The sequence below is a fragment of the Streptomyces sp. NPDC016459 genome (assembly GCF_040632845.1).
Classification (GTDB): Bacteria; Actinomycetota; Actinomycetes; order Streptomycetales; family Streptomycetaceae; genus Streptomyces.
Map to the genome: position 1 here is coordinate 207649 of NZ_JBEYCR010000006.1, position 16411 is coordinate 224059.

At 71.9% G+C, this 16411-nt stretch carries 15 protein-coding genes and 3 pseudogenes; 6 read left to right on the plus strand and 12 right to left on the minus strand.

The genetic code is table 11. From position 1 onward, the window contains the following. Positions 1-74: 74 nt before the first annotated feature. Entirely contained in the window at positions 75-269 is a 195-nt protein-coding gene (locus tag ABZ567_RS17700) for a hypothetical protein (protein ID WP_360790416.1), read from the plus strand. 71 nt (positions 270-340) lie between these two features. On the opposite strand, the gene ABZ567_RS17705 is transcribed toward ABZ567_RS17700, so the two are convergent. The 4 genes from ABZ567_RS17705 to ABZ567_RS17720 form a co-directional block, all read right to left on the minus strand. Next, on the minus strand, positions 341-1135 hold the full coding sequence (locus tag ABZ567_RS17705; RefSeq protein ID WP_360790419.1) for a VOC family protein: 795 nt from the start codon (positions 1133-1135) through the stop codon (positions 341-343). Positions 1136-1187: 52 nt separating this feature from the next. Further along, entirely contained in the window at positions 1188-1712 is a 525-nt protein-coding gene (locus tag ABZ567_RS17710; RefSeq protein ID WP_360790422.1) for an NUDIX domain-containing protein, read from the minus strand. A gap of 41 nt (positions 1713-1753) precedes the next feature. Continuing rightward, positions 1754-2725 (minus strand): universal stress protein, encoded by a 972-nt coding sequence (locus tag ABZ567_RS17715; RefSeq protein ID WP_360790425.1) that lies wholly within the window; start codon positions 2723-2725, stop codon positions 1754-1756. Between the two features lie 68 nt (positions 2726-2793). Then, complete coding sequence (locus ABZ567_RS17720) at positions 2794-3192, minus strand: DUF5997 family protein (RefSeq protein WP_360790428.1); 399 nt, start codon at positions 3190-3192, stop codon at positions 2794-2796. Positions 3193-3358: 166 nt separating this feature from the next. Here ABZ567_RS17720 and ABZ567_RS17725 point away from each other — a divergent pair, with 166 nt between their 5' ends. Together ABZ567_RS17725 and ABZ567_RS17730 are read left to right on the plus strand one after the other, a co-directional pair. Then, the gene (locus tag ABZ567_RS17725; protein ID WP_360790912.1) at positions 3359-4126 is read left to right on the plus strand and encodes a LysR family substrate-binding domain-containing protein; all 768 of its coding nucleotides are present in this window, start codon (positions 3359-3361) and stop codon (positions 4124-4126) included. 72 nt (positions 4127-4198) lie between these two features. Then, a pseudogene (locus tag ABZ567_RS17730) lies at positions 4199-4384 on the plus strand (hypothetical protein); the annotation flags it as partial. A 21-nt stretch (positions 4385-4405) separates the two neighbouring features. Here the strand turns inward: ABZ567_RS17730 and ABZ567_RS17735 are convergent. Beyond that, entirely contained in the window at positions 4406-4690 is a 285-nt protein-coding gene (locus ABZ567_RS17735) for a hypothetical protein (RefSeq protein ID WP_360790431.1), read from the minus strand. 149 nt (positions 4691-4839) lie between these two features. Continuing rightward, a complete protein-coding gene (locus tag ABZ567_RS17740; RefSeq protein WP_360790434.1) occupies positions 4840-5469 on the minus strand; it encodes a hypothetical protein in 630 nt (209 codons plus the stop codon). A gap of 215 nt (positions 5470-5684) precedes the next feature. On the opposite strand from ABZ567_RS17740, the gene ABZ567_RS17745 reads away from it, so the two are divergent. Together ABZ567_RS17745 and ABZ567_RS17750 are read left to right on the plus strand one after the other, a co-directional pair. Next, positions 5685-6254 carry a phosphatase PAP2 family protein gene (locus tag ABZ567_RS17745; RefSeq protein WP_360790436.1) on the plus strand — a complete coding sequence of 190 codons (570 nt, stop codon included), beginning with the start codon at positions 5685-5687 and terminating at the stop codon, positions 6252-6254. A gap of 200 nt (positions 6255-6454) precedes the next feature. After that, positions 6455-7033 carry a Type-2Aa cytolytic delta-endotoxin gene (locus ABZ567_RS17750; RefSeq protein WP_360790439.1) on the plus strand — a complete coding sequence of 193 codons (579 nt, stop codon included), beginning with the start codon at positions 6455-6457 and terminating at the stop codon, positions 7031-7033. A 59-nt stretch (positions 7034-7092) separates the two neighbouring features. Here the strand turns inward: ABZ567_RS17750 and ABZ567_RS17755 are convergent, their stop codons facing one another. From ABZ567_RS17755 to ABZ567_RS17775, 5 genes and pseudogenes are all read right to left on the minus strand, one after another. Then, complete coding sequence (locus ABZ567_RS17755) at positions 7093-8751, minus strand: FAD-dependent oxidoreductase (protein WP_360790442.1); 1659 nt, start codon at positions 8749-8751, stop codon at positions 7093-7095. Between the two features lie 33 nt (positions 8752-8784). Then, complete coding sequence (locus ABZ567_RS17760) at positions 8785-9687, minus strand: diiron oxygenase (protein ID WP_360790445.1); 903 nt, start codon at positions 9685-9687, stop codon at positions 8785-8787. Positions 9688-9891: 204 nt separating this feature from the next. Then, positions 9892-11709, minus strand: a complete 1818-nt coding sequence (locus tag ABZ567_RS17765; RefSeq protein WP_360790448.1) for a S8 family serine peptidase — start codon at positions 11707-11709, stop codon at positions 9892-9894. 191 nt (positions 11710-11900) lie between these two features. After that, complete coding sequence (locus ABZ567_RS17770) at positions 11901-14921, minus strand: carbohydrate binding domain-containing protein (RefSeq protein ID WP_360790451.1); 3021 nt, start codon at positions 14919-14921, stop codon at positions 11901-11903. Between the two features lie 180 nt (positions 14922-15101). Further along, a pseudogene (locus tag ABZ567_RS17775) lies at positions 15102-15272 on the minus strand (MarR family transcriptional regulator); the annotation flags it as partial. On the opposite strand from ABZ567_RS17775, the pseudogene ABZ567_RS17780 reads away from it, so the two are divergent. Next, positions 15261-15479: pseudogene (locus ABZ567_RS17780) on the plus strand (MFS transporter); the annotation flags it as partial. The pseudogenes ABZ567_RS17775 and ABZ567_RS17780 overlap by 12 nt on opposite strands. 80 nt (positions 15480-15559) lie before the next feature. Here the strand turns inward: ABZ567_RS17780 and ABZ567_RS17785 are convergent. Further along, a complete protein-coding gene (locus ABZ567_RS17785; RefSeq protein ID WP_360790453.1) occupies positions 15560-16381 on the minus strand; it encodes a VOC family protein in 822 nt (273 codons plus the stop codon). Between the last annotated feature and the right edge of the window lie 30 nt (positions 16382-16411).

The following is a 16411-nucleotide window of genomic DNA, read 5'->3' on the forward strand; positions in this document are numbered from 1 at the left end:
ACGGACCGTACATTCCGCCACACTGTCCGCCGAACGCCGCAATTCCGGTGCGGCGCAAGAAGGACGTGAGAGCGATGGCCGTTTCCATTTCTGTCCTGGTGCTGCTGCTGATCCTGGCCGTGATCTTCCTGCGGAGCGGCGGGCTCAAGCTCTCGCACGCCGTCGTCTGCGTACTGCTCGGCTTCTTCCTCGCCGGCACCAGCATGGCGCCCACCATCCACAACGGAGTCGCCGCGACCGCCGACGTCGTCTCCGGCCTCAGACCCTGAGCGTCCGGCGCCCGCGCAGGCACGAGAAAAGCCGCCCCGGGACCGCGTCCCGGGGCGGCTTCCCGTACCGGTCAGACCATCTCGGGCATCTCACCGACGGTGGTCCTGACGTCGATCACGGCGAACGTGGCACCCTGCGGGTCCAGGATCGCCGCGTAACGGCCGAAGGGGCTGTCCATCGGCCCGAACACCTTCCGCCCGCCGAGGCGTCCGGCCGCCTCGACGGCCTTGTCGCAGTTGTCCACGGCGAAGTAGACCTGGATGTACGAGGGGACCTCCGGCGGGAACTCCTCCGTCATCACCATCCGCCCGAGCAGCGGATCGGCGCCGAGGTCGAAGACCCGGTAGTCCGCGTCGCCGTCCTGCATCGTCCTGGAGCGGTAGCCGAACACGGTGGAGAAGAAGTCGTCCGCCTTCCCCGGCTCCCGGGTGAAGACCTCGGACCACACGTACGAGCCGCTCTCGCCCTCCAGCTCGAAGCCCTCGTGCGTACCCCCCTGCCAGATGCCGAACACGGCACCCGACGGCTCCCGCGCGAGGCACATCGAGCCGAAGTCGTCGACCTGCATCGGCTCCATCAGGACGGTGCCACCCGCGCCCCGGATCCTCTCCGCCGTCGCGGAGACGTCGGGCGAGGCGAAGTACAGACACCAGGCCGACTGCGGCTCCCCGTCCTGCCCCGGCATCGGCGGGACCACGGCCGCGACCGCCTTGCCGTTCTTGTAGGCCTGCGTGTAGTTGCCGAATTCCGATGAGGACTCGCCGAAGGTCCAGCCGAGCACGTCGCCGTAGAACGTCTTCGCACCCTCGACGTCGGTGAACATCGCGTCGGTCCAGACCGGCGTGCCTTCAGGTCGTGCGGCCATGACGGTGACTCTCACTTCCCAGTCGATGACGTGTTCCTCCGAGCCACGCTAGTCACGCTCGTCCCGGCCCGCTCGGTGACACGGGCAGCCGGCTCATGGCGTAGCGGTGGTACGGCCCGTCGGGCAGCGGAAGGTCGGGGCGCCACATCCGCAGCACCTGGGCGGACGGCAGGAACAGCGCCTCCGGCAGACGCGCCGGGTCCGTCCACTCCCAGCGCTCGATCTTGTCCGGCTCGGCCACGGCGGGGACGCCACGGAAGGCGCGCAGCACGGTGGCGGCGGTCATCCGGGTCAGCCGTGTGGAGGTGAGCGAGTCCAGGATCAGCCCGATCACCCGCACGTCGGCGGCGGCCGCGACGAGCGTCGTCTCCTCGGTCAGCTCGCGGACCGCCGCGTCCTCGACGGACTCACCGGGCTCGACCATGCCGCCCGGCAGCTCCCACACCCCGGAGCGGTGCAGCCCCAGGAGCACCCGGCCGGCCTCGTCGGTCACCACCACCCCTGCCCCGAGAGAGGCCTGGGCGCGAGGCGGCTCGACATTGCGCGGGGCGGCGGCGGCCCGGTCTGCGGAGTTCATGATCCTCTTCTACCAGCAGCGTTCCCCGCACCGCCACAGCGTCACGGGGCCGCCGGGGGGACCACCGCCACCGGACAGTGCGCGTGGTGCAGGACCGCGTGGGCGACGGAACCGACGAGCAGCGACCCGAAGTGGTGCCGGTGGTGCCGGCCCACGACCAGCAGACCGGCGTCCCGCGAACCCTCCACCAGCAGGCCCGCCGCGTCCCCCGGCACCGCCACCGGGACGAGAGCGACCTCGGGCCGGCGCTCGGCGAAGGGCCGCAGCCGCTCCTCCTGCTCCCGCCTCGCCTCCCGTACGAGCTGCTCCTCCATGTCGTTCGTGAACGGCAGCGGCGGAGGGACCTGGAGCGCGGGGGACGGCGCGACGACCAGGGAGCCCGGCTGGGGAGGCAGCCGGAAGACCGTCACCGCCTCAAGCGGTACGCCCCGGTGATGGGCGGCTTCGAAGGCGAAGGCCACCACCCCGTCCGGAGTCTCCTCCGTGTGCAGGCCCAGCAGCACCCGCCCCGCCTCCGCCCCGTCCTCAAGGCCGGCCACACGGGCCTCGTGCGGGACGACGACGAGCGGACAGGGCGCCGTCGCCGCCAGCGTCCTGCTGGTCGAACCGAGCAGCAGACTCGCGAAGCCGCCGCGCCCCCGGGAACCGGTCACCAGGAGCCGCGCGTCCCGCGCCGCCGTCGTCAGGGCGTCGGTCACGGAACCGTCGAGCGACGCGTACCGCACGGGAAGGACATGCCCGCGCTCCTCGACCGCGGTCCGCACGGCGGTCACGACGGTGTCGGGCAGCTCGGGCGACGGCCCGAGGGAGGCGATGCGGGCCGCCCCGAGCTGGAGGGCGTCGGAACGCACATGCGCCACGACCAGCGGCGCCCCCAGCTCGGCCGCGGCGCTCAGGGCCCACTCCAGGGCCCGGAGACTGTGCTCGGAACCGTCCACGCCGACGACGACCGGTGGCTCGGACGCGGTGCTCAGGTCACCCGCGTGGGAAGCACTCGTAGGGGAAGGACTCATGCGGGAATGACTCCCGCGCCCGGCGCCGCGCCACACCCGTCAGGGCGTGGCGCGGGGCGGGTGGGCGATCAGGCGTCCTGGTCGCGGCGGGCCCGCTCCGCGTCGCGCTCCTTGATGCGGACGGTCTCCTTGCGGACCTCCGCCTGGGTGGCCCGCTCCTTCTGCAGCCACTCGGGCGACTCCTGCCGCAGCGCGTCGATCTGCTCGGTCGTGAGCGGGTCGGTGATGCCGCCGCGCGCGAGACCGGCGATGGAGATGCCGAGCCGCTGCGCGACCACCGGGCGGGGGTGCGGGCCGTTCTTCCGGAGCTCCTGGAGCCAGGCGGGCGGGTTCGCCTGGAGCTCGTTCAGCTCGGTGCGCGAGACGACACCCTCCTGGAACTCTGCGGGGGTGGCCTCGAGGTACACACCCAGCTTCTTCGCCGCGGTGGCGGGCTTCATCGTCTGGGTGTTCTGGTGCGACGTCATGGTGCCAAGGGTATCGAGCGTGCGGGCGAGTTCCGACCACGGCAGCTACCGGTAACCTGGCGGAGTGACAGGCTCGGACGCTTCCCCCTCGGACTCCTCGGCGGTTTCCCCCGCGGTCCCCCCCACCGACACCCCCTCCGGCGCTCCCGCGTTCCGGCTCGCGTACGTGCCCGGAGTGACGCCCTCGAAGTGGGTGCGGGTCTGGAACGAGCGTCTGACCGACGTGCCCCTGACCCTTCTCGCCGTGACGCCCGCCGAGGCCTTCGGCGCGCTCCGGGAGGGCGCGGCGGACGCGGGCCTGGTCCGGCTGCCCGTCGACGGCGACGACCTCAGCGCGATCCCGCTCTACACGGAGACGACGGTCGTCGTCGTCCCCAAGGACCATCTGTTCGCGGCGGCGGAGGAGGTCTCGGCCGACGACCTCGCCGACGAGCTGGTCCTGCACCCGCTCGACGACACCCTCGGCTGGGAGCAGCCGCCGGGTCGCCGGGCGGAGGAGCGCCCCGCGACGACGGCCGACGCGGTCGAGCTGGTCGCGGCGGGCGTCGGCGTGCTCGCCGTACCCCAGTCGCTCGCCCGGCTGCACCACCGCAAGGACCTCACCTACCGGACCCTGACCGGGGTCGCCCAGTCGCGGGTGGCGCTGTCCTGGCCGGCCGCCGACGAGGCCCCCGACCTGGTGGAGGAGTTCATCGGCATCGTGCGCGGCCGCACGGTGAACAGCACCCGGGGCCGCCGCGCCGAGGCCGAGAAGGGCCAGAAGCAGCCGAGGGACCAGAAGGAGCGGAAGCCCGCCAAGCCCGCCAAGCCGGTCAGGGCGGGGAAGCCGGGCTCCGGCTCCCGTACGACGGGCAAGCCCGCGGCCCGCAAATCCGGAGGCGCCGGAGGCTCCGGCCGGGGCCGCACCGGCGGAAAGCCCCGCAAGCGCTCCTAGCGCCTGGCCGGCCGATCATGGTCCCGGCCGCTGAGGCATGGCGGGCCGGTTGCGGCTGACCGGCCCCCGGAGATGAGCGAGCGGCCGGCCACCGGCGACACCGCCCGGCAGCACCTGGACCCGGCGGCCGCCGACGCCGTACGCGCGTCCGCGGCCTGGATCCGCGAGAGCGCCGACCAGTTAGCCGCGGTCCTCGAGGACCGCGCCGCCAACGGGCTGCCCGGCGTCGCCGAGTCCACGCAGTGGGAGGAACTGCGGCCGGGTTCGGGTGTTGCCTGTTCAGGTGCCGACGGTGGTGACCCCGAACATCAGAGTGCGCCGGCCGACGTCGTAGTGCACGGTCGGTGTGCTGCGCAGGAGGTCCTGCAGGACGTCGGCGTCGTCGGTGTCGACGGTCAGCACCTCTTCCCAGGCGCCTTCGTCGAGTACGAGTTGCAGGGTGAGGGTGCCCCGGGCAGCGGGTTCTCCCGCAACCCAGCTGAACTGGTAGTGGCTGAGTTGGCGCACCTTGATGCTGTCGTCCGTGACGGGCTGCGTCACCTTGGTCGTGGTTGCTCTGGCCATGGTGTCTCTCCTTGCGTGAATGTTGGGAGGTGCGGACAGCGACCGGGCGTCACTGGCCGGCTCGCAGCCCGCAGCCCGCAGCCGGCGGGCAGCGGCGCAGGACGGGCCGGAGGGTCAGGCCGACGGTTCCCCGGGCCTGGCCGGAGAACTCAGCAGCGGCCCGTCATCGGGCCGTGGTGGCAGGCCCGGCGTACGGCGGCCATACCGGTTCCGCCGAACGCGGCCAGGGGCGAGGCGGCCCGGCGCAGCATCCCCGCCTTCTGCTGCTCAGGGCGCTGCTGCTCTCCGTGCAAGGCGTTGAGCACCAGCACTCCGGCGGTCAGCGCCGGCAGGGCCCACTGCAGGATCGCGAGGTGGCGCTGCGCCTGCTCCAGTTCCACGGGGTGGCCGGCGGCCGCCTCCTGGTCCTCCGAGTCCGGGGAGGAGGCGAGCTCGATCTTCTTGCCCAGGACGCGGCTGTAGGCAGTGGCCGCGAGCGCGGCGCCGGTGAGAACCGTCTTGGCGATGGTGGAGGCGCCGACGCCGCTCTGGTAGGCCACACGGGCGCTGTTTGCGCCCAGCAGGCCCGCGCCGCCCACCAGGTGGGCGCCGATCGCGGCCGCGTTGACCGGCGTCCAGGCGGCCCAGCCGGCGCTGACGACCCGCGAGGCGAGAACCGGCTCCTGCACGGCGTTGCGCGCCCCTCCGTTCAACCCGACGGCCCCCATGAGTGAGCCACCGAACCAAGCTGCCAAGCCGATGTCATGCAGACTGCGCATGACCGTGTTGCGTTCAGACATCTGAGTCCTTCCAGACACACGCGTCCCTGCGGGCGCAGGGCACCGAACTCAGGCTCAGGGTGATCGGCGGCCTCTGCCACACGAGGCGCGCACTTGGACGAATCCCACCCTCCGCAGGCCCGGTCCGACTACACAACAAAGTGGAGCGATGAAAGACCGCCGCCACATGGAGTGAGCAGGGCGTGGAACGGCTGCGGTCGGGCAGGAGTCGTGGCATGGGAATCCTGACGGCGCTACGCGATGGCGATCATCGGCTGACCCGGCGGATGGCCTCCTGGGACTCCGACTGGGCCCGCCGGCTGCTGCCACCGGTGGAGGAGGCGGCCCAGCACACGAAGCTGTGGTGGGCCGCCGCCGTGACCATGGCGGCCGGCGGCGGATGGAGGGGCCGCAAAGCCGCGGCCGCCGGGATCACCGCCATGGCGGTGGCGGAACTCCTCTCCAACGGAGTCGCGAAACAGCTCGTGGAGCGGCGTCGGCCGCCGAAGGAGTGGATTCCGCACGACGATGTCGAGGACCGGCCCGACAGCTCCTCCTTCCCCTCCGGGCACACAGCCGCCGGCGTCGCGTTCACGGCGGCCGTCGCGCCCTCCTGGCCGTGCGCCGGTGCCGCGTGCGCCGTACCGATGACGCTGGTGGCGATCGAGCGGGTCCACAGCGGTGCGCACTACCCCTCCGACGTCGCAGTCGGCGCCGCCATCGGCCTGGCCGCGGCGGCCCTCGTACGGGCGACGCCCCGCCTCCTGGTCCGCCATGGGGGATGGCCACGAAGCGCAGGAGGGTGACCGGTTCCTTGCGGGGGAGGAGCTCGTAACGCGATCTTGTGACCTCGGATTCTGCATCGTTGGCACACGGCTGCCTGCTCGCTCGCGATCTGAGCTCGCCGAGAGCGGCTCCCGTCCGTACGGCGGACGCCGACCGCCGCGGTCGGCGGGCGCTCGGCATACTGACCCCTCCTGATCATCGAGATCACACAGGAGGAGCTTTGGCCGCCAGTTTCAGGACCGTCGTCGAGGTGGGACCGGACCATCTCGCGCAGGCCCGGTCCATCGACCGGGTGTTCCAGGAGGCGATCGCGCCCGCGACCGTCAACTTCGACTTCGAGGCGATACGGGAGGCCGCGGCGGCCGTCCCGGACAGCACCGTGGTGCGGATGGTGCGGGGCTGGGGGCTCCAGGAGTACGCCCCCGTCCTCGTCATGGTGCTCTCCCTCAAGGAGGCCGTCCGGCAGGCGCTCCCGGCGGAGTGCGCGGAGGCCGGGTTCTGGGCCACCGTCGAGCGGGAGCTCGTCCGGGCCTTCACCGGTCTCGCCGCGCAGGAGGGCCTGCCCGGTCTCTCCTTCTACGAGGAGTCGGGGGAGCGGACCCGCTTCTACCGGGACCTGTTCTTCGCCCTCCAGGACGAGGAGACCGGGGAGCACATGTACGCCTTGGCCTTCTGCGTCGACGTGACGATCGAACTGCCGAAGGCGCAGGCACTCGCCCTGGAGCTGACGGACACCGTGCCGTTCGCGGTCAGGCTGAACGCGATCGTGGTCCGCCAGGCCCTGGGTCTCGCTGTCTGACGTCCCACGGCGCCGTACCCCGCCCCACCCCGCCGGCCCGCCGTCCCGGGCCGGGAACCCTAGACCTTCCGCCGCCGACGTCCGCCCCGCGCCGCCGCGACGAGCTCAGGCACCGTGGCCAGCTTGACCCGGGGACGACCCGAGGCCTGGCCCCTGGCCCGTTCGGTCCGGTCGATGGCCGCGAGACCGCGCGCGTCGACCAGGTGACGACTGCGGCTCCGCGCCAGCCTGCGGAACTCCCGCTCCGTGCCCTTCGGCGTCGGCAGCGCCCCGGCGACCGCGTCCGCGAGCAGGGTCCCCACCGTCTCCTCCGCACAGGCCCGGTTGGCGCCGATGCCCCCGGAAGGCCCGCGCTTGATCCAGCCGACGACGTACCCGCCGGGCAGCCCCGTCACCCGCCCGGCCTCGTGCGGCACCGTGCCGGTCGCCTCGTCGAAGGGCAGCCCCGCCAGCGGGACACCGCGGTAGCCGATCGCCCGGACGAGGAGCCCCGCCCCGATCTCCGTACCCGACGGCGATCCGTCCTCGGTCACCCGCACCGCCCGGACGCCGTCGGTGCCGAGCGCCTCGACCGGGGCGGAGTGGAAGCGGAGCACGATCCGGCGCCGGTCGGGCGCGGGCGCCCGCGTCCAGTCCACCGTCTCCCGGGCCACGCCCCGCAGCAGCGCGGCCTTCTCCCTCGAGCCGGCCGCGTCGACGGCCGCGCCGACGCGCGGGTCGTGGTCATCGACGACCAGGTCCACCCCTGGCAGGTGCTTCAGGGCGAGCAGTTCGGACGTGATGTACGCCGCGTGCTCGGGGCCCCGGCGGCCGAGCAGCACCACCTCGCGGACCCGGTGGGCGCGCAGGGCCGCGAGGGCGTGGTCGGCGATGTCCGTACCGGCGAGGTCGGCCGGGTCCGTGACGAGCACGCGGGCGACGTCGAGGGCCACGTTGCCGTTGCCGACGACGACGACCCGCTCGGCGGCGAGCCGGACGGCGTCCGCGCCCGTCTCGGGATGCGCGTTGTACCAGGAGACGACGGAGGTCGCCGAGACGCTGCCGGGCAGGTCCTCGCCCGGGATGCCGAGCCGCCGGTCGGAGGGCGCGCCCACCGCGTAGATCACCGCGTCGTGGTGCGCGGCGACCTCCTCGGCGGTGACGTCCTTGCCGATCTCCACGCCGAGCCGCATCCGGACCCGGGGGTGGGCGTGGAAGCGGGCGAGCGTCTCGCCCGCGCCCTTGGTCGCCGGATGGTCCGGCGCCACCCCGTACCGGACGAGCCCGCCCGCCACCGGCAGCCGGTCGATCAGCGTCACCTCGGCGTCGGTGTGCAGGAGCAGGTCCTCGGCGGCGTACATGCCCGCGGGTCCCGTGCCTACGACCGCGATCCGCAGCGGCGCGAAGTCGGAGGGCAACGAGCGGTGGAACGAGGGGGCGCCCCAGGCGTGGAAGGTGGGCGAGGCCGTGGCGGGCGCGGGCGTACGGTCCGCGTAGTACTCCGCGTTGATCGCCTCGTACTCCCGCAGCCGTGCGCTGAGACGGTCCGCCGGGAAGATCGCGTCGACGGGGCAGGCGTCGGCGCAGGCGCCGCAGTCGATGCAGGTCTCGGGGTCGATGTACAGCATCTCCGTCGTCCCGAAGTCAGCCTCCCCGGGCGCCGGATGGATGCAGTTGACCGGGCAGACGGCGACGCAGGTGGCGTCGTTGCAGCAGGTCTGGGTGATCGCGTAGGTCATGTCGTCGGCTCTGCTCTGCTCGGCTCGGAGGGGTCAGACGAGGTGGGCGCGCTGGTAGAAGAAGAGCGCGGGCCTGGTCAGCATCCCGACGTCGGAGAGGAACTCCATGAGTCCGGAGCAACTGGCGCGCAGCTGCGCCTTGTAGTGCTCGTTGGCGGCGGCCTCACGGCGGGCGCGCTCGGGGTCGAGGCCGGCCCGCACGTACACCTCGGGGTTCACCAGGCTGGTGATGATGTAGTACGCGGCGACGGCGACCACGAGGGCCTGGAAGTGACGGCGAGGCCTGCTCGCGCGTGCGAGGTGGCGGCGCGTCTCGTCCCGGGCGAACTTCATGTGCCGGGATTCCTCGACGACATGGATGTTGTTGATGGTGCGGACGAAGGGGACGACCCGCTCGTCGCGCATCCAGTCGCGCTGCATGACGTCGAGGACCTCCTCGGCGACGAGGATGCCGGCGTACGCGGCCTCGCCGAAGCCGACGGTCTTCATGAAGCGCCCGAGCTCCATGACGGCCCGCCTGGGCCGGTACGGGGGCGCGCCGAGCTTCTGCGAGCCCCGGGCGAACATGATGGAGTGCCGGCACTCGTCGGCGATCTCGGTCAGGGCCCACTGGAACCGGGGGTCGGTGTGGTCCATGCGGTAGATGTCGCGGAGCACCATCTGCTGGAGGATCATCTCGAACCAGATGCCGGTGCTGGCGACCGAGGCGGACTCCTGCCGGGTCAGCTCCTTGCGCTGCTCCTCGGTCATCTCGTTCCAGTACGCGGTGCCGTAGAGGGAGTTCCACTCGGGGCTCTGGCCGTGGAAGTCCTTGTCGAGGGGGGTGTCCCAGTCGACCTCGACGGCGGGGTCGTAGGACAGTTTGGCGGCCGACCGGAGCAACCGCCCCGCGACGTCCTCGTCGTGATGGTCCGGGCGAACGGTGCTGCTTGCCATGGTGCGGCTCCTCGGGTCGCGCGATCGGCTCGGCAGCTTGTTAGACGTCGTGTCTAGCAAGCTTGTTAGACGGAACGTATAGCAAGGGGTGCGGGCAGGCCTACCCCCCAGTACGGACTTTTTTCTCCCGGCGTACGCGAACGGGGCCCGAGCCCAGTCGGCTCCGGCCCCGTCAAAGGGTCGCGTGAAGGCGGGACTTGCGTGTCAGAAAGTCAGGTTCCAGGCGGCGATCGTGCCCGTGTCCTGGCTCGCGTTGTCGTTCACGCGGAGCTTCCAGACACCGTTCGCCACCTCCGCGGAGGCGTTGACCGTGAACGTCTGGACGATGTTGTCCGTGCCGCTGCCGGTCCGGTTGTGCACCGTGTACACGGAGCCGTCCGGTGCCACCAGATCGACCTTCAGGTCACCGATGTAGGTGTGCTTGATGTCCACGCCCACCTTGAGCGTGGCGGGGGCGTTGCCCGTCACGCCGCTGACCGTGATGGGGCTCTCGGCCGTGGCGTTGTCGGCGATGGCCACGTCGGTCAGGTTCTCGAAGTACGCGCCGGGCGGCGGGGTCGTGCCGCCGACGGCCTTCAGGGCGTCGACCGCGCCCTCACCGAAGAAGCCGTTCTTGGTGGTGGTGCCCTTGCAGCGGGTGTCCGAGGGGCACGCGCGGTCCGTGGCCTGGACGCCCAGTTGGTCGCGGATCTGCGCCGGGGTGAACGCCGGGTTGACGCTCGCGATCAGCGCCGCGACGCCGGCCACGTGCGGGGAGGCCATCGACGTGCCGTTCATGTTGCCGTACTTGCCGCCGGGGAGCGTCGAGTAGACACCGGAGGCGCCGTCGCCGCCGGGGGCGGCGATGTCGATCACGCCGTTGCCGAAGTTCGAGTACGAGGCCTTGGCGCCGCCGTTGCCCTGTGCGGCCACCGTCACGACGCCGGGAAGCTCCGTCGGGATGTCGATGCAGGCGTTGGTGATCGTGCGGGTGACCGGGGTCGAGTCGTTGGGGCTCTCGGAGTCGGTCGTCTTGTTCGCCAGGTCGTAGTTGGAGTTGCCCGCGGCGGCCACCTGGAGCGAACCCCTGCCCTCGGCGTACTCCTGGGCCCGGCGGACACCCTCGATGATGGCGGCCTGGTCCACGTTGTCCGGGCAGTTGAACTGCCACGGGTCCGTGTAGTAGCTGTTGTTGGTGACCTTGAAACCGTGGTCACCGGCCCACATGAAGCCGCAGATCGTGTTCTCCGCGAAGAACAGGCTGCTGGTCGGCTCCGCGATGCGGACGGAGGAGATCTTCACGGCCGGCGCGACGCCGATGACGCCCTTGCCGTTCTTGGCGGCGGCGATCGTGCCCGCGACGTGCGTGCCGTGGGTGCCGACGTCCCGCCAGGCACCCGCGCGCGTGTCCGCCTTGCCGTAGGCGCAGGAGGCCGAGTCGGCGGCGTTGAAGTTGGGCGCGATGTCCTGGTGCCGGTCGTCCACGCCGGTGTCGAGGACGCCGACCTTCACCGACGCCGAACCGGTGGTGACCGCCCAGGCCTGGTCGGCCTTGATCTGGGTCATGTCCCAGCGGTTCGACTCCGTCAGCGTGGTCGTCGACTGCGACGGGTTCGCGGGGAGCGCCGGGTTGTACGCGTCGGCGGGGACGTCGGACGTACGGGTCGCCCCGACCTGCTGGACGCCGCCGACCGCGCGCATCGCCGAGGCGAACGACGCGGACGCCGAGTGCGCCACGATCACGCCGATCGCGTCATAGGTCGCGAAGACCGAACCGCCGCTGCTCGCGACGGCGCCGCTGACGGCCGACGTGCCTCCGGGCGCCGTGATCACCAGGTACGCGCGGGTGCCCGCGGCCCAGGCCGCCGGTGCCGCCGCGGAGGTGGTGGCCGTCGTCGCCCCCGCCGAACGGGCCGCGACGGGCGCGGTGTCCGACGGTGCTGCCTGGGCGAATCCGGCGGGGGCGGCGAGCGCCACGGTCGTACCGAGGGCGGCGACGGCGATGGCCGACGCTCTCAACCGGCTGGATATGAGGGAAAACAATGCGTCCTCCGATGACCCGGTGGCGCGGGTGGCGCCGGCCGGGCCCTGTGATGTGTGGGGTGGACGCAAGATCCCAGACTCGTGCGGCGGAGGGAAGACTTCTGCCCGAGAAGCCTGTTCGCGTTACGCACTGTTGACCGAAGGGTGCCGGAAGGGGCAGGGTTTCGTCCTCCCCGCCCCTTTTCATCCGGCTACTTCAGGTACGGACCAGCGGCGCCGATCTTGCCGGGGCCGTTCAGGACGTACGCCCGCAGGTTGCCCTTGCCGGGGGCGGCGACCGAGAGGGTGCCGGTGGTCACGGTCCGCACGTCGCCGGTGACGGCGTCGGTGTACGTGCCGTTCGGGATGCCCGTGTAGGTGGCGCCGCCCGAGATCGTGACGAGGGCGAAGCTGTCCGTCGAGCCGCTGGTGTAGCGGCGCTTGAACGCCATGCCGCCCGAGACGCCCTCGGTGGAGTACTGGCCCGTCTGGAGCGCGGGGATCGCGCGGCGGATCTGGTTGAGCCGCTGGACGTGCTTCACCAGGGGCTGCTGGAGAGTGACGGCGACGGTTCCGGACGCCGAGGAGACCTGGGAGAAGTCGGAGGCCGTGACCGAGCCGGCGACGTGCTCGCCGAAGTACGCGCGACCGGTCGTGGCGAGCGGGCAGGACGGCCCGCAGTCGATCCTCCTCCCCTTCTGGAACTCGATCTCGGAGCCGTAGTACAGCGTCGGGATGCCGCGGAAGGTCCACATCAGGGACATGTTCTCGGCCCAGGCTTCGGTGCCGCCCGTGTACCGCTCGCTCGACTTGTTGGGGCCGTAGTCGTGGCTGTCGACGTAGACGACGTTGTACGTGGCGTCGTGGTAACTGTCGTCCGAGTCCTTGCCGTTGTGGAAGGCGTTGGACGCGCCGCCGAAGTTCATGTGCATGCGCATGTCGATGACGTTCATGCCGGAGAAGCGGCTGCGGTCGGGCGTGTGGTAGCTGTTGCCGTCCAGGAAGGCGTTGGTGGAGGTGGGCTGGCTGCCAGTCCCCTGCTGCTGCTCGTAGTCGTACATCTCCAGGGCGGCCTTGGTGTCGTCGGCGTCGTACTCCCTGCGCTCCTTCCAGGTGAAGAACTGCGCCGAGTGGTTCACCGAGCCGCGGTTCCACTTGTCGTTGACGAAGGCGGCGACCTCGCCGAAGACGAAGAAGTTCCTCGCGGCCTCGGCGCCGTGCCGCTGCGTCACCCGTTCCTGGATCGCGGGGAGGAAGCGGCGGTTCCAGGTGGTCCGCGGGATGTGTACGGCCGTGTCGACGCGGAAGCCGTCGACGCCCATGTCGATGTACTTGTTGTAGGCGCCGATCAGGTAGTTCTGCACGGCCGGCTTCTCGGTGTCGAAGTCGGCCAGGTCCTCGTGCAGCCAGCAGGAACGGGAGTCCTCACCCTCCCAGTTGCCGATCCAGCACTGGTGGAAGAGCGACCTGGGGAACATCCCGGACGTCGGGCTCGGCCACTGGCAGTTGTAGACGGTGTAACCCTCGGCGCTCCTGCCTCCCGTCGGCTTGCCCCAGTTGAGGCAGGTGTTGCCGGTGGGTTCGGCCGTCGACCACAGGTCACCGTTGTAGTACGACTTCCCGGACTTCGCGTCGACCGTCAGGCCGTCGTACTCGAAGCCGGGCTGCCTCTCGTCGTAGTACCAGCTCCACTGGCTGTCCCGGACGCCGTACACGGTGGGCGTGAACAGGCCTTTGGCGCCCCAGCGGGAGGAGTGGTTGTAGACGACGTCCTGGTAGATCTTCATGCCCTTGGCGTGGGCCGCGTCGATCAGGTCCTGGTAGGAGGCGCCGGCCGACTCCAGACGGGGGTCGACCTTGTAGAAGTCCCAGCCGTGGTAGCCGTGGTGGTCGTAGTCGGACCGGTTGAGGACCACGGGTGTGACCCAGATCGCCGAGAACCCGAGGCCCTTGACGTAGTCGAGCTTCTGGATGAGGCCCTTGAAGTCGCCCCGGAACATGGGGTCGTCGTGGGCCGCGTTGCCCGACGTGACGTGCTGGCTGCCGCCCCGGTTGTTCGACGGCTCCCCGTCGTTGAAGCGTGCGGTGAGGACGAAGTAGATCGGGTCCTTGCGCGGGTCGGTGCCGAGGGGCCTGCCGGTGCCCGGGTTCGCCGGCCTGTCCCCGGTGGTGGCGGTCGCGGGCGCCGAGGCGGCGGAGACGTTGCCCGCGGCGTCCACGGCCTTCACCGTGTAGGTGTACGCGGTCCGTTCGGCGAGGCCCGTGTCGGAGAACACGGTCGAACCGACGTCGGTCACGACCGTGCCGCCAGTGCCGCCGACCCGGGTGATCTGGTACTTCGTCACGCCCCTGTCGTCGGTGGCGGGAGCCCAGGTGAGCAGCACCGAGACGCCGTCGGCGGCGGCGGTCGGCCGGCCGGGCGCGGTCGGCGCCTGGGTGTCGGGGGTCGCGGCGGCGCACGGATCGGTCGCGTTCGCCGTCACCACGTTGTTCCGTACGGTGCTCGTGCCCGCCCCGAGGGTGTAGTCGGCGCCCCCGTTGTTGTCCCAGACGCCGTTGCCGTTGTTGAAGGCGGCCTTGAGGGAGGCGGCCGTCCCGAGGTCGATCTCGCGCTTCCACCAGCCGGCGCAGGCGGCCCGCATGCCCGCGCCGGGCACGGCCGTCCAGGCGCCGCCCGCGGGCTGGTAGTGGACGTTGACGGTCGACCAGCCGAGCGCCTCGGTGGAGTAGTACACCGTCGCCCTGGCGGAGGGGGCGGGCGTGGGGGTGGTGCCCGCGCAGGGGTCGGAGTGGGCGACGACCCCGTCCCTGACGGTGAGGGAGCCGGTGCCCAGGGCGTAGTTCCTGCCGCCGTTGTTGTCCCAGGTGCCGCTGCCGTCGGTGAAGGTGGCCTGGAGGCCGGTGGCCGCGCCCAGGGCGACGGTCTTCTTGACCCAGTCCGTACAGGCGGCCTCCATGGCGACGCCCGGGACCGTGGTCCAGGAACCGCCGTCAGGGGCGTAATGCAGTCGGTAGGAGACCCAGTTCTTCGTCTTGGTCCAGTAGAAGACCGTGGCGGTGTTCTCGGCGGCGGCCGCGGCCGGGGCGGTGCGGGGGGAGGTCTCGCCGGGCGGCGCGGCCACCAGGCCGAGGAGCCCGGCGGCGACCGCCAGGGCGGACAACGGCCGCAGGGCCAGCCGTCTCTGAGTGGATGTCAGTCCTCGCGGACGTATCGGCCCGTGGGCGGTGGTCATCGGCATCTCCAGGCAGGACCGCGCGTCCCCGGGGCAGAGCTCTGCCCCGGACGGGAGTCGAAGCCCTCTGGAAACGCTGTCGGAAACTTGCTGAAACCTCTTGCGTGGGCGGGAACGTATCGCCGCCCGCCCGGCGCGTAAAGAGTTCTGACGATGCGAATGCGGAGGGGGCGGGGCACCTCAGGGGCGCGGCCAGGGGCGCCCCTCCAGGCGCTCGATGTCCCGGTTGACGCGTTCGAGGTAGGCCGCGAAGCGGGCCACGTCCTGCGGTGACCAGTGCTCCATGACCCGGTCGAGACCCGCGACGTTCGCGTCGCGGTCGGCGTCGAGGCGCCGCTCGCCCTCCTCGGTGTCGTCCTCGCCCGGATGACCACGACCCCGGGCGGCCGCGCCCTGCCGTCCGAGAACGGCTTCCGCGTCGCCATGCTCATCGGCTGCGGGGTCGGCCTGCTCGCCGCCGTCCTCATCCCCACCAGGGCCCCGGCCACGCCCTCGGACGACCGGGCGGACGGGGAACCGGACGCCGTGCCGCGCACCCCCTCCGGGGCGGCGGCCTGACCGGAGACCGGTCGGACACCGTCCGAGCGTCGGCCGGTGCGGGCCCGGGGAGACGCACCCGGGCCCGCACCGGCCCACGCTCAGACCTTGACGTCCTCGGCCGCCTCCAGCGTGAAGAGCGCCCCGTCCGGGTCCCGCACCACCACCACACGGCGCGCCTCGGCCTCCTCGGGACCGAGCACCCCGCCCCAGTCGTCACCCGGCACCACGGTCCCGCCGTGGGCGAGGACCGCGGCCGTCGCCGCCTCGGGGTCCGGCACCCGGAACCGCACCAGCCAGCGCGGCCGCAGCTGCGGCCGGGGCGATCCCGACTCGACCGGACCGCTGTTCAGCCGGGCGAGGGCCTCGCCGTCGCGCCGCAGCACCACCTTGTCCTGCTCGTACGACACCTCGAAGCGCCCCGGCCCCTCGTCCGCCCAGCGGAGCACCTCGCCGTAGAAGACGGCCGCGTCGAAGGCGTCCCGCGTGTGCAGCTCCAGCCAGGCGGGCGCCGAGTGCTCGCCGATGTGCCAGTGGGACTCCGTCCGCCCCTGCCACACGCCGAACGCCGCTCCCTCCCGGTCGGTCGCCAGCGCCGCACGCCCCTCGGGCGGGTAGGCGACCGGACCCACGCCGACGGTGCCGCCGCGCTCCCGGATCCGCGCCACGGCCGTGTCGGCGTCGTCCACGGCGAAGAACGCCGTCCAGGACACCGGTACGGAGAGCTCGGCGGCGACGGCCGCGATCCCGGCCACAGGCACCTCGCCCAGCTCACCGACCGCGTACTCCCGCTCCCCGTGCCCCCGCCGGAACGTCCAGCCCAGCACGGCCCCGTAGAAGCGCTCCGCCGCGTCCAGATCGTGTGCGTTGAGACTCAGCCAGCACGGTGCTCCCACCTCCTCTCCGGTCGTCGGCCCCGACACCGGCACCACCTCCTCGTCGTCCTGCGCGCT

Excerpts from the sequence above, each read along its gene's own strand:
- ABZ567_RS17755 (WP_360790442.1), bottom strand. The coding sequence starts at position 8,751 with ATGACCTACGCGATCACCCAGACCTGCTGCAACGACGCCACCTGCGTC.
- ABZ567_RS17700 (WP_360790416.1), top strand. The coding sequence starts at position 75 with ATGGCCGTTTCCATTTCTGTCCTGGTGCTGCTGCTGATCCTGGCCGTG.
- ABZ567_RS17720 (WP_360790428.1), bottom strand. The coding sequence starts at position 3,192 with ATGACGTCGCACCAGAACACCCAGACGATGAAGCCCGCCACCGCGGCG.
- ABZ567_RS17735 (WP_360790431.1), bottom strand. The coding sequence starts at position 4,690 with ATGGCCAGAGCAACCACGACCAAGGTGACGCAGCCCGTCACGGACGAC.
- ABZ567_RS17740 (WP_360790434.1), bottom strand. The coding sequence starts at position 5,469 with ATGTCTGAACGCAACACGGTCATGCGCAGTCTGCATGACATCGGCTTG.
- ABZ567_RS17710 (WP_360790422.1), bottom strand. The coding sequence starts at position 1,712 with ATGAACTCCGCAGACCGGGCCGCCGCCGCCCCGCGCAATGTCGAGCCG.
- ABZ567_RS17745 (WP_360790436.1), top strand. The coding sequence starts at position 5,685 with ATGGGAATCCTGACGGCGCTACGCGATGGCGATCATCGGCTGACCCGG.
- ABZ567_RS17715 (WP_360790425.1), bottom strand. The coding sequence starts at position 2,725 with ATGAGTCCTTCCCCTACGAGTGCTTCCCACGCGGGTGACCTGAGCACC.
- ABZ567_RS17705 (WP_360790419.1), bottom strand. The coding sequence starts at position 1,135 with ATGGCCGCACGACCTGAAGGCACGCCGGTCTGGACCGACGCGATGTTC.
- ABZ567_RS17770 (WP_360790451.1), bottom strand. The coding sequence starts at position 14,921 with ATGACCACCGCCCACGGGCCGATACGTCCGCGAGGACTGACATCCACT.
- ABZ567_RS17760 (WP_360790445.1), bottom strand. The coding sequence starts at position 9,687 with ATGGCAAGCAGCACCGTTCGCCCGGACCATCACGACGAGGACGTCGCG.